Annotated in this window: 10 protein-coding genes; 1 reads left to right on the top strand and 9 read right to left on the bottom strand. The window is 34.6% G+C overall.

Annotated elements, in window-relative coordinates; genetic code table 11:
- Nucleotides 1-131: 131 nt before the first annotated feature.
- The 9 genes from M4L39_RS09805 to M4L39_RS09765 form a co-directional block, all read right to left on the bottom strand.
- Complete coding sequence (locus M4L39_RS09805; protein WP_277581847.1) at nt 132-1,526, bottom strand: YfcC family protein; 1,395 nt, start codon at nt 1,524-1,526, stop codon at nt 132-134.
- Between the two features lie 277 nt (nt 1,527-1,803).
- The gene (locus tag M4L39_RS09800) at nt 1,804-3,546 is read right to left on the bottom strand and encodes a pyruvate oxidase (protein ID WP_277581846.1); all 1,743 of its coding nucleotides are present in this window, start codon (nt 3,544-3,546) and stop codon (nt 1,804-1,806) included.
- 92 nt (nt 3,547-3,638) lie between these two features.
- Nucleotides 3,639-4,325 carry an LrgB family protein gene (locus M4L39_RS09795; protein ID WP_277581845.1) on the bottom strand — a complete coding sequence of 229 codons (687 nt, stop codon included), beginning with the start codon at nt 4,323-4,325 and terminating at the stop codon, nt 3,639-3,641.
- Complete coding sequence (locus M4L39_RS09790; RefSeq protein ID WP_277581896.1) at nt 4,326-4,712, bottom strand: CidA/LrgA family protein; 387 nt, start codon at nt 4,710-4,712, stop codon at nt 4,326-4,328.
- Between the two features lie 346 nt (nt 4,713-5,058).
- On the bottom strand, nt 5,059-5,934 hold the full coding sequence (gene cidR, locus M4L39_RS09785) for a cidABC operon transcriptional activator CidR (protein WP_277581844.1): 876 nt from the start codon (nt 5,932-5,934) through the stop codon (nt 5,059-5,061).
- Nucleotides 5,935-6,281: 347 nt separating this feature from the next.
- Nucleotides 6,282-7,751 (bottom strand): Na+/H+ antiporter NhaC, encoded by a 1,470-nt coding sequence (gene nhaC, locus M4L39_RS09780; RefSeq protein ID WP_277581843.1) that lies wholly within the window; start codon nt 7,749-7,751, stop codon nt 6,282-6,284.
- 293 nt (nt 7,752-8,044) lie between these two features.
- A complete protein-coding gene (locus M4L39_RS09775; RefSeq protein WP_277581842.1) occupies nt 8,045-9,019 on the bottom strand; it encodes an SMP-30/gluconolactonase/LRE family protein in 975 nt (324 codons plus the stop codon).
- 377 nt (nt 9,020-9,396) lie between these two features.
- Nucleotides 9,397-10,677: a hydroxymethylglutaryl-CoA reductase, degradative gene (locus tag M4L39_RS09770; protein ID WP_277581841.1), complete on the bottom strand. Its 1,281-nt coding sequence runs from the start codon at nt 10,675-10,677 to the stop codon at nt 9,397-9,399.
- Nucleotides 10,677-11,831, bottom strand: a complete 1,155-nt coding sequence (locus M4L39_RS09765) for a thiolase family protein (protein WP_277581840.1) — start codon at nt 11,829-11,831, stop codon at nt 10,677-10,679. The genes M4L39_RS09770 and M4L39_RS09765 overlap by 1 nt, the downstream gene beginning before the upstream one ends.
- A gap of 107 nt (nt 11,832-11,938) precedes the next feature.
- Here M4L39_RS09765 and M4L39_RS09760 point away from each other — a divergent pair, with 107 nt between their 5' ends.
- Nucleotides 11,939-13,108, top strand: coding sequence for a hydroxymethylglutaryl-CoA synthase (locus tag M4L39_RS09760; protein WP_277581839.1), 1,170 nt, complete (start codon nt 11,939-11,941; stop codon nt 13,106-13,108).
- Nucleotides 13,109-13,149: the final 41 nt, after the last annotated feature.

Raw genomic sequence — 13,149 nt, 5'->3', positions numbered from 1 at the left:
CCTGCTTAACCAGTAACACGCAATATGACGATTTGTTTTAATTTAGTATATACTATTTTAAAATTTTATACAATATCAATTCGTATCCTATATTTCAAAATGCTATAACTTCTTTTCACTATGATGCGCAATTAGTAGCCGATTATTAATGCGATAGACATCCCGATACTACAAATTACTACCCATAACACAATTAACTTCCACGCAAATTTAAGCCATTGTGTGTAAGTTATTTTTCCAACTGCTAATGCGCCCATAAGTATTGCGGATGTTGGGAATAACACATTACTAATCGCATCGCCATATTGGAAGGCAAGCACAGTAACTTGTCTATTAATGTTTAATAAGTCAGATATAGGCACCATTAAGGGCATAGTTGTTAATGCTTGGCCTGAACCAGAGGGTATAAAGAAGTTCAAACAAAATTGTAGTATAAACATTGCTATGATAACCATTGAAGCAGGTATATCTGCTAATAAAGTTGTCATGCCATATACAATTGTATCGATAACTTGACCATTCTCTAAAATCACAATAATACCTTTAGCAAAGCCGACAATCATGGCACCAAAAAGTATATCTTTCATACCTTCAATCATTGCATCGAAAGTGCCATTCATCCCTAGTCCACCAATGAAACCTGCTAATAAACCAGCTAGTAAAAAATTGGCACTCATTTCATTAAATGACCAACCATAAGTAAAAATGCCATATACATTTAATACAATCGCTGCAACGATTAAACCTAAACCTATCGCTTGTCTTTTCGTAAAGCGTGGCGTGGACATTTGGCTTTCTACATCACCTTCTGCTTGTTCCAATTCATAAACGAGACTTTTAGTTTTATCCTTCTTAACTTTTCGTGCATAAAGCATTACTGTCATTATCGCTGCACTTAAAATAAATAGATAAATGATTGTTCGTAATCCCCAACCTGAAAACATTGGTAATTCAGCTACAGATTGGGCTACGCCGACTGTAAATGGGTTGAGCATACCGCCTATAAATCCACTGGCTGCACCAAGTATTACCATTGCAGCACCTGTAAGTGCATCATAACCTAATGTTCGAGCTATAATGATACCGATAGGCACGAAAATAATTGTTTCTTCTGCTAAGCCAATTGAAAAACCTAGTATAGAGAAGATAGTCATTGTTAAAGGAATCATAAGCCCTTTATAAGTTCCTAATGCTTGCATTGCTTTATTGACACCGTTTTCAAATGCGCCCGTCTTATGTACAATACCGAATGCGCCACCTACTAAAAAGATGTAAAATACAATTTCCCCACCGCTAATTAACCCTTCAGGTATTGCACGAAATATATCGAAAAACGATACACCATGTTGTTCTACTTCTTGGTATGATCCTGAAACAACTAGCGTTTGTCCATCTTTTTTCTCGCGTGCATACTCACCCGCTGGTATTAAGTATGTAAGTAAACTTGAAAAAACAATAATTATTAATAATAACGCATATGTATGTGGTGTTTTAAAACGATTTAATTTAAAAAATGATTTAAACATTAGGATCATCCTTTCTTCACTCAAACTAACGTTCGTCGCTGTTTGCTATTTATATACATATATAGCCTATTTTTTGTGAAATAAGCTTCCGTGTTAATTTTTATAAAATAAGTTTTCGCTTTATAATTTTAACATTTATTATGCATTAGCATACGAAACGCTACATAGGAAAATGAGTATGAAATAGCAATACTTATAATAATAAAATTTTTGCTCTAGATAATTAAAAAAGCTATCAAACAGAAAATTGTTTGATAGCCTAAGTTAATATATAAAATTAGAAGAAACGTTTTACCGCTGTTGACATTGGAGGTAATTCATCTAAGTCTAATTTTCCATCTTCAGTAATTGATCTAAATGCCCATTTACCATAATTCATTGCTTCATCCATCACAATCTTACCTGGTAATGGCGCAGCAGTTTCATCAACGTACACGTTGACAATTGTTGGACGGTCTTGTGACATTGCATCTTCAACTACTTCATCAATTCTATTTGGATCAGTTAATGTGTAACCAACGCCACCACAACTTTCAGCAAATTTTGCGTAATCAATATCTGTGAAATCAATTGCATATTCTAATTCACCAGCTGCTTGTTGTTCATATTTAATGAATGAAAGTTGTTGATTATTTAACACAAAGAATGTCATTGGTAAATCATATTGTACTGCTGTAGCAAAATCATGCATTACCATTTGGAATCCACCATCACCGGCAATACCGATAACTTGACGGTTAGGGTATGCAGTTTTAGCAGCAATTGCACCTGGTAATGCACAACCCATTGTACCTAACCAACTAGATACTATAAATTTATTGTTAACTGTTAAGTTTAAATAACGTGTTGACCATACTGTTGATGTACCTACATCAATAGAAAAGATTGCATCGTCTGTTCTTACTTCGTTTATCGCATCCATTAGACGTTCTGGTCTAATTGGCTTACTGTTATTTTCTCTATCTTTTGCCATCCATGCATCCCAAGTTGCTTTTCTTTCTAACGTTTTAGTTAAGAAGTCACGCTCTGATACATGTTTTACTGAATCTGTTAATTGTAGCAATGATAATTTACTGTCACCAACAATACCCACATTCACATCAAAACGATGGCCAATATTTTCAGCATTATTATCTATTTGAATTGCTTTAATATTTTTTTTAGGTAAATAATCCACGTAAGGATAGTTCGTACCAATCATGATTAATAAGTCAGCATCTTGGATTGTTTGGTAAGATGTTTTCGTACCGATTTTACCTAGATTACCAATATTATAAGGATGAGCATCTGCTAATAAACCTTTCGCAGGTAGCGTGATAATTGAAGGGATTTTCACCGCTTCAATAAATTGAAGCAGTTCATCTTTGGCATGTTTAGCACCCATACCGACAAGCACTACTGGACGTTTACTTTTATTGATAAGCTTAGTTGCTTTTTTAATACTACGTGGTTTTGGTGTTACACGCGCTGGTGGTGCAGTGTCCACTTTTGTATTTGTTGTATCTTTAACTTTATTTGTTAATAAGTTATTCGGCAAGATTAATACGGCTACACCTTTTTTCTCATATGCAGTACGAATCGCTTCATTGACAATACCAAATATATCTTTGTCATTTTCAGATATTTGACGGTTATAAACTGACACGTCATCAACTAATTTGCTAATATCTGTTTCTTGGAATGCTTTCGTACCTAAAGCTGTGCTATCTGTTTGACCTGCTAAAATAAGTTGAGGTACATTGTCCATTTTTGCATCATACATACCGTTAAGTAAATGAATTACACCAGGACCACCAATACTCAATGCTACCCCAATTTTACCAGTCACTTTCGTATAACTTGAAGCAGTTAGACTTGCTACTTCTTCGTGTCTAACGTTAACAAATTTAATATTATTTCTAACTGTTCTTAAACTATCTACGACTGCATCTATAGAATCTCCTGGAATACCATATAAATGATCAATATCCCATGCTTGCAACGCTTTTACTAATGCTTCATTTGCTTTTATTTTTGCCATTTTTAAAATAGCTCCTTTCAAATTTCAATCATTTTAAATCGTTGATTCTTTCGATGTTATTTGCAGTAAAATATCTAGTTCGTTTTTAAAACTTAATATAATAAGAGGACGAGTATCGGTAAGACAATGGAACTTAATACGGCTGTTAAAATCATGCCGATAGAACTAAAAGCACCCGACTCACCATCTATTTCGAATGCTTGTGCCGTACCAAATGCATGTGAAGCATTACCGTACGTTAAACCTTTTGCAATAGCGGTCTTAAATCTTCCCACTTTTAATAAATAAGAGCCTAATATACTACCAATTAATCCTGTTGCGACAATAAACATAACAGTAATCGTATCTACCCCGCCCAGTTGATTTGAAACTTCTATACCAACTGCGGCAGTCATGGATCGTGGTAACATCGTCATAATAACTTCTCTTGAATAACCTAGTATTTTCAATAAACAAAATATAAATACGAAGTTTAATATGACTGCTGAGAAGACACTACTGAATATGATATTGGCATGTTTTAATATTTTATGACGGTTCTGATATAAAGGAAAAGCTAAACAAACCACCGTACAATTTAATAGATAATTAATCCATTGACCGCCAACCATATAACCTTGATAATCTACATTAAATAGAAGCAAGATAGTAATAATACCAATAGAAGATATGAGTGCTGGATTTAAAAACGGGTTTTTATACTTTTGCTGTAATTTTTTAGCTCCAGCATACATAACAATTGTTAATACAATCATTAACAATGCATTTAAAAGTGTCATCTAATCTTTTCCATTCCCATATTCTGTAGTTCTAACCATTTTCTCCGCTATAAACCCTGAAATTAAAGCAACACAGCAAGTTCCTAAAATAATCATTGCGAAGAATAAAATGAAATTCAAATTAATTTCAGATACAACATCCATGACACCTACAACAGAAGGTACAAAGAAAAATACCATAGTTGTTAAGAAAAAATTCGAACCTTTACTAACCCATTGTGATGGGATTATTTTAAATTGTAGTAAGAGAAAAAATAAGATTAGGCCTACGATGCTTCCTGCAATTGGAATGTGCAGAACACTTTGCAAGACATTTCCAGCATACGTAATAGCCATAATCATTAATATTTGAAATAAAACTCTAACTACCTTTAGTGACATCTGCATTTTTATCATCCCTTTATCGTCATTTTTATTTGGTGTTTTATTGATTACATATACTAGTATAAGCCCGTACGTAATATAATAAAAATATTGATTATCGATGACACTTATTACTTTTTTTCATGTAAGCGATTAAGTGTATTATATTTCATTATACTAAAGCCTAAAATTAAACTTTACATATTCATCCTTTTCATTCAAAATTCTCTGCTATCACGACACTTACATGACTTTATATTTGATTATTTACGTTGTTGTAAACAAAACGAGGGCAGGAAGAAATCATAATTTGATTTCTTCCTGCCCTCTCAAGACTGACTAGAAAAACGATAAGCTATATAAGTACTTTTTATAATCGTTGTTTCATAAATTTAATCCACTTTTTAGTCGCATGGCTTAAATATTTATCCTTTTTCCATATAACGCCTAACTCCCAACGCATTGCTGAGTCATCAATTTTTATACTTTTAAAATTACCATCAAGTAAATTCACAATATTCTCTGGTAAGATACTCACACCAAGATGTGCACTTAATAAATTTTCAATAAAGTTCCACTGAGAAATTTTAGAAATTGTATTTGGCACAAATCCTGAATTTTTAGCCGCTTCAATAATTTTGTCATTCAAATAGAAATCTTCATTAAATAGTATAAAGTCCTCATCTTTTAACATACTCATGTCTACTTGTTCATAATTGGCCAATTTATGCTCTTTATTCAATACGAGTTTCAATTCTTCTTCGTATAACAACACAGAATGAAAAATGGACTGATCTACAGGGATTGTGGTGATACCAATATCAATCTCATCTTTAATTAACTGAGTCTCAATCATCTTCCCACCGTTTTCAACTAAATTATATGTTACATTTGGGTATTTTTGATGAAACTCACCAAGTATATGAATAAACTTATTCATGTTCATCACTGCAGATAAACCTATACTGATATGACCTGTTTCTAAACCAAGTAGACTATTAACCTCTCTAGGCAAATCATTATAGAGTGTTAAAATTTCTTTGCTTTTTTGATAAAACACTCTTCCTGCATCAGTCAATGCAAGTTGTCGTTTACTGCGATCGAAAAGTGTCATGTTCAATTCTTTTTCTAAATCTTTTATCGCTTTACTAATTGTTGGCTGAGCAATATATAAAGATTTGGAAGCATTTGTCATACTATTTTGGTTTACAACTTCAACAAAATACTTCATCTGTTTAATATCCATGCACGTTCTCCTCTACTTGAAACATAATTAATACTTTCAAGTATACGTTTAAATTTTAATATTTCAATATTAACTCATTACAAAAACGTTAACACACAGACTCTTATTTCTTTAAAATCCCTATCAAAAAGCAAACCAAATACACATAAAAAATGCACTCCCAAAAATTGAAATTGTATTCAACTTTGGAGTGCATGTCATTTTTCGATATATTCCGACAATTTTAATTAATCTGAAATATATGTCCAAACGCTTTGTTCATATTATATTATTTAGCTTGCTAGATTTATCTTAAATACCACTGCTACAAATCAACGTGTTTACTGATTTTAAATCACAATGCTGTATTATGTTAAGTTCGCTTCTTCTTCTTGTTTATTTTGTTCTATTTCTTCTTCGCTCAATCCTATTATTTTAAAACCTATATACCCAAATATAATAGATATGACTGGTACTGTATAATTTAAAATTGCATAAGGCGCATATTCTATAACAGACACACCTAATGTCGAAGCAATAAATACACCACAAGTATTCCATGGTACAAACACAGACGTTAATGTACCGCCATCTTCTAAAGCTCTGGATAAGTTTTTAGCATGTAAATTTTTCTTTTTAAATGCCCCTGCGTACATTCTGGATGGGACGATAATTGATATGTATTGTTCGGAACATGTAAAGTTTGTACCAATACATGACACTATAACAGATGCAATTAATGATCCTGTAGATTTAGCAAATTTTAAAATAACCGAAATTAATGCAGTTAACATGCCTGAATATTCAAGCACACCACCAAATGTCATTGCAACTAGTGTAAGTGAAATCGTATAGAACATCGATTCTAAACCACCACGGTTAAATAATTCATCAACCAGTTCATTGCCAGATTCAATCGTATAACCTGTTTGTAACGCTGTTAATCCATCTACAATCGAGTCGCCTTGTATAAACAGTTGCGCGAAAAATCCTAATATAATACCTACGCAAATCGCTGGTATTGCTGGTACTTTGACTACTACAAGTGCGATGACTGCTAATGGTACTATTAATAACCACGGTGTAATCACAAAACTATCTTGCATCGTACTCAGTATTTCATCTATATTTTTGGTATCAAAATTTTTATCACCAAAACGTATACCTATAAAGAAAAATGCAACTAGTGATATTACCAAAGCTGGTATCGTTGTAAAAAACATGTGTTGAATATGTTCAAATAAATTAACACCAGACAAACCAGAAGCTAAATTTGTCGTATCAGATAATGGGCTCATTTTATCTCCAAAGTAAGCTCCACAGATGACTGCGCCTGCAACCATACCTGGCGAAATACCCATGCTCAGGCCAATACCCATAGATGCTACCCCTACTGTCGCCATCGTAGACCAACTACTACCTATAGCCAATGCAACAACACCACATAGCACAATTACTACGACTAAAAAATATCTTGGATCAATTAATTGCAGCCCGTAATAAATCATAGTAGCTACTACACCACTACCTATCCACGACCCAATAACTAAACCTACGAGAATAATGATTACAATAGCAGGTAATGCATGTCGAATCCCCTTATACATCATTTCTTCTACTTCACTAAACGCGTATCCATGTAGCATGGTTATAATAATCGCAACTGCCGTGCCAATCATTAATGGTATATGAGGCTCTTTCTCAAGCACAGCTACCGTAAATAACATTGAAGTTATCATAATGATTAAAGTAATTAAAGCAGACGTAAGTCCTAATTCTTTCTTTGTCCTAATCTTTTCGCCATTATTTTTAGTTTTCTTATTAAAAATAGTAGGCACCTCCCCTTTGTTATTTTATATCATACTTAACTTTTTATTCGCTTTCAACAGCGTATTTATTATTTAAAGGTAGTTATTATCACATTTGTAGTTATTTTACACCATCCAAACCACTTTTTTTATACACATAGACCACTATTTTTTACAACTCGCTTTTTTATAAAATAATACGCCACATCATATTTCCCGTTTTTTTTAAAGGGAATTACTACGTACTAAGAACATTAATATAGAAAAAATGTAACTCCGAGTCGAAGTTACATTTTTTCTATATCTGCTTATTCAGTTGAAAATTAATGAAATTGATAACTATGATGGCCTTTAGCAAAACCTTTAGCAGTAAATAACCAAGAATCGCCACCCATTTCTATATCGTTCGCACTAATAATTAATTGATCTGTTCCAGGAATAAAGGCAGGATGAGTCGATCTCAACATGTGACCTTGATCACGTCCAGGTATCAAAATTTGACCAATCGGATAACCTTTTTTATTAAAAACAAGTACCCTTCCTTGTCCATACATTGCAACATAAAGGTTGTCATCACTATCAATGCAACAAGAGTCAGGACCTTCATGTCCTGTAAAGTGATAAGGAATAGAGGCGCCAAATGGAGCAATCGTAACACCATCATCCAATAAATCTATACGATGTAATCGATTTGCATTTGTCTCTGTAACCCACAATGTTTTTTCATCAGTGCTTAAGGCTACGCCATTAGCGACAGCAAGATTTTGAATGACAGGTGTAATCGTTTTATAGTCTGGTGACACATAGTATACGCCACCTTTAGGGTTTGTAGAATAACCACGGAAATCTGTAAAATAAAATCCACCCTTGCTATCAAACACTAAATCGTCAACGCAATATTCAGTCTCAATATCTGAAACAATTGGATCTTCTTGTTCACCTTTTGAATTTACTGCGAAGATGCCTCCTGAGCTTTCAAAATCCCCTAAATAACAAACAAAAAGTCTTCCATCTTTATGTATTTTAACTGCTGCTGGATTTTGTTTTTGTGATTGAAATAGTGTTGTGACTTTTTTCTCTGGCAAAGCTACATGAAAGACTGTGCCTCCAAATACTTCGCATAAAAGTAAATCCCCATCTTTATCAAAGCATAGCCCTTCAAGTTGTAAACCTTTGTCAGAAATTTTTAACCACTGCTCTGCCGTAACCGTTTGAATCTGTGCTTCATGTGCAAGTATAGGCACAGCAGTATTTGCATTCCCTTTATACGATAATGCTGGAATGTCGTTATTTTTCATTATTCATACCCCTTTTCTACTTTTCCTTATATAACAAGTATATGACAGTATTTTCTTAAAATAAAATCATAACTGTAGAATTGCATAATAGAAATAGCGATATAACAATTGAGTCTGACACATGTATTTATGGCCCAGACTCAACACTTTAAAAAATGGCAGTGATTTGGGTCGACTACTGACTTGTTAATAATGTACAAGCCCAAGGCTACAGGCTGAGACTATATCCTAGGCAAGTAAGGATGAAATATAAATTAAAGTCGAAATTACATTTGCGCAAGCATACACAAAAACACTGCCAACATAGTCCGCTTCATCATATTCAGTCATGATTCAATGGTCTCTTTGACATTGAAAGTACTTTATATAGACTACTGCTATTTGTTCTCTCTTAATTGGTCTAGCAATTGTTGTGCTGTAGCCGTATTAGCTCTTGGTTCATCTTTCAACATATCTGCGACTTGGGCGATTTCTTTGCCTTCTGCGCCCACGACAATAGCTAAGGATTTGTATTGTAAGCTCATATGTCCTTTTTGGATACCTTCTGATACTAATGCACGGCAAGCTGCAAAGTTTTGTGCCAAGCCAACAGCAGCAACTACATGTCCAAGTTGTTCAGCAGAGTCTACTTTCATTAAATCTAGTGCTGTTTTAGCGATTGGTAATACTTTTGTACCGCCACCGACTGTCGCTAATGTCATAGGAACTTCAATTGTACCAACTAATAACTGGCGTTGCTCATCATAATGCCATGTTGCTAAGCCCCGATACTGCCCATCTTTACTTGCATATGCATGTGCAGTTGCTTCAGCACCACGTGTATCATTACCTGTTGCTAAGACAACTGCATGGATGCCATTCATTACACCTTTATTATGCGTCGCTGCACGGTGAATGTCTACTTGAGCTAATATAGAAGCACGTTCCATACGTTTCGCTACCTCTTGTCCAGCACGGCCACCTTTGGATAAAGTGGAAACCTCTATTTCACCTTGTACTTTAACTACAGACGCTGTCGCATGGTTAGATAAAATACTCATTAAGATATCAATATTGTCTAATTCATTTTTCAAATACGCTGTAATACCTTCTAGAATCGTATTCAGCATGTTCGCACCCATAGCATCTTTTGTATCCACAAATACTTTTAATGACAATAAGCCTTCTGCTGAAAACGTATCTATTTCTATACGACGGTAGCCCCCGTCTCTTTCTATTATTGAAGGGTATACTTCGTCAGCAATTTGTTTAATTTGTGGTTCAAGCTGATTAATTTTTTGCGCAAGTGCCTGTGTGTCATTTACGCCATCAAATACGATTTGACCAATCATTAAACGCTCACTAGATACCACTTTGAAACCGCCTGTTTGATTGACAAGTTTAGCACCATAGCTTGCAGCCGCAACGACTGAAGGTTCTTCTACCATCATTGGCACGACGTATGCTTTTTGATTAACAATAATTTCTGGTAGCAATCCTACAGGTAATGAACCTTGACCAATTACATTTTCAATCAGGCTATTCGCAATCTCTTCTGGAATAAGTGGATTATTTAACAACACCGCTTTATTCTCATTGCTCAACCAACCTTTTTGAACAAGTTGCTCTAATTTCTCTTCACGAGATAAATGACGAAATGACTTATCTAACGCTTCCATTATTTATTCTCCTTTTCAATTTCTAGGGCTATACCTAAGCCGCCGCCAATACAAGCAGTAGCGATGCCACTTTGTTTGCCCTCTTGAGACAATACATTTACAAGTGTCGTTACTAAACGTGTACCAGTTGCACCGATTGGGTGCCCTAATGCAATCGCACCCCCATATAAATTGAGTTTCTCTTCAGCTATACCTAAATTATCTCGAACAGGAATACTTTGTGAAGCAAATGCTTCAGTCATTTCAACAACATCTACGTTATCAATATGTTTACCTGTCTTATCTAATAATTTTGTAACCGCGTGGTAAGGTGCATAACCCATATAATCAGGATCACAACCTATTTCAGCATGTTCTCCTAGAAGCGCTAAAATTTCAAAACCTTGTTCTTTTGCATAAGCTGCGTCCATTAAGATAATCGTTGAACCACCATCATTAATACTAGAAGCGTTGCCGCCAGTAACTGTGCCATTTTCTTTGAAAATTGTTTTTAAAGTTGCAAGCTTTTCTATACTCGTATTACCTCGTATACCTTCATCACTAGTCATCCATTCACCATCCACGTCTTTTAACGGTACAATTTCATTATCGAATTTTCCCGCTTCAGTTGCTTGATGTGCTTTTTGATGAGAATCATTTGCAAATTGGTCTTGTTGATCACGTGTCACATCGTATTTCTCAGCTATTTTTTCCGCTGTAATGCCCATTGGCACATTTGAAAAGGCATCTGTTAGACCGTCATGCATAAAGCTTTGTACAGGTGATTCTCCTTCTTTTAAAATAAGTTGTGGTGCGTTCGTCATACTTTCTACGCCACCAACTGCAACTACTTTCGCTTCTCCCAATTGGATCGCTTGTTTACCGAGAATTATTGATTTTAGTCCTGATCCACAAACTTCATTAATCGTCATAGCTGGCGTCGTATTCGGCACACCTGCGTTGATACTAATTTGACGCGCTGGGTTTTGTCCACTTCCACTTTGTAAGACATTGCCATAAATGACTTGATCTATTGTATTTGGATCTAATTTAATTGCTTCTATTGCTGCTTTTAATGTTTTCTTTCCGAGTTCAACTGCTGAATAATTACTTAATTTCCCTTTAAATCTTCCAATTGGTGTACGTTTTGCACTTACGATTGCTATTTTATTCATTTTCAATCTCCTTTATTTACAGTTAATTTTAAATCATTGTATTTTATAAGCGTGATTTGGTATGATACAGGTGCTTATTTATATATAGAAAGGTGTCGATACGCTTTATGACAATTGGTATTGATCAAATTAATTTTTACGTTCCAAGATTTTATGTAGACATGGCTAAACTTGCAGAATCACGCCAAGTTGACCCAAATAAATTTCTACTTGGCATTGGCCAATATGAAATGGCAGTTAGTCCAGTAAGCCAAGATATTGTTACAATGGGCGCAAATGCCGCAAAAGACATCATTACTGATGAAGATAAAAAACAAATCAGTATGGTTATCGTTGCAACAGAATCTGCAATTGATTCTGCCAAAGCTTCAGCAGTACAAATACATAACTTGCTTGGCATTCAACCATTTGCACGTTGTATTGAAATGAAAGAAGCTTGCTATGCTGCAACACCAGCAATTCAATTAGCTAAAGATTATTTAGCACAACGTCCAGATGAAAAAGTATTAGTTATCGCTAGTGATACTGCACGTTACGGTTTAAACTCTGGTGGCGAACCTACACAAGGTGCAGGAGCAGTTGCTATGATAATATCACAAAACCCACGTATTCTTGAACTAAATGATGACGCAGTCGCATTCACTGAAGATGTCTATGATTTTTGGCGTCCAAGTGGACAACCTTATCCTCTCGTTGATGGCGCATTATCAAAAGATGCTTACATTCACTCGTTCCAAGAAAGCTGGAATGAATATGCTCGTCGCTACAACAAAACATTAGATAATTTTAAATCATTATGTTTCCACGTGCCATTTACTAAAATGGGTAAAAAAGCACTTGATTCAATTTTAACAGATTCTGTTGATGAACAAACAAAAGCGCGCTTAACTTCTGGTTATGAAGATGCTACATATTATAATCGTTATGTAGGTAACATCTATACTGGCTCTCTATACTTGAGTTTGATTTCATTGTTAGAAACACATGACCTTTCTGCAGATGATGCAATCGGGCTATTCAGTTATGGCTCTGGTTCTGTGGGCGAATTCTTTAGCGGTAAAATTGTAAAAGGCTATCAAGATGCACTGGATATTCAAGGACATAAAGACCTTTTAAACAATCGTACTGAAGTTTCAGTTGAAACATATGAATCATTCTTCAAACGTTTTGATAATTTAGAATTCGATCACGAAACTGAATTAGCAGATGAGCAAAAGAATATTTTCTATCTTGAAAGTATTAATGATCATATCCGTAATTATAATACCTTAAATTAAATCTGAAATCACTTAATCGTATCATGGTTAAGATGCATAAT

The organism is Staphylococcus equorum (genome assembly GCF_029531845.1).
GTDB classification, from domain to species: Bacteria; Bacillota; Bacilli; order Staphylococcales; family Staphylococcaceae; genus Staphylococcus; species Staphylococcus equorum_C.
This window is presented reverse-complemented; position numbering and strand designations above follow the sequence as displayed.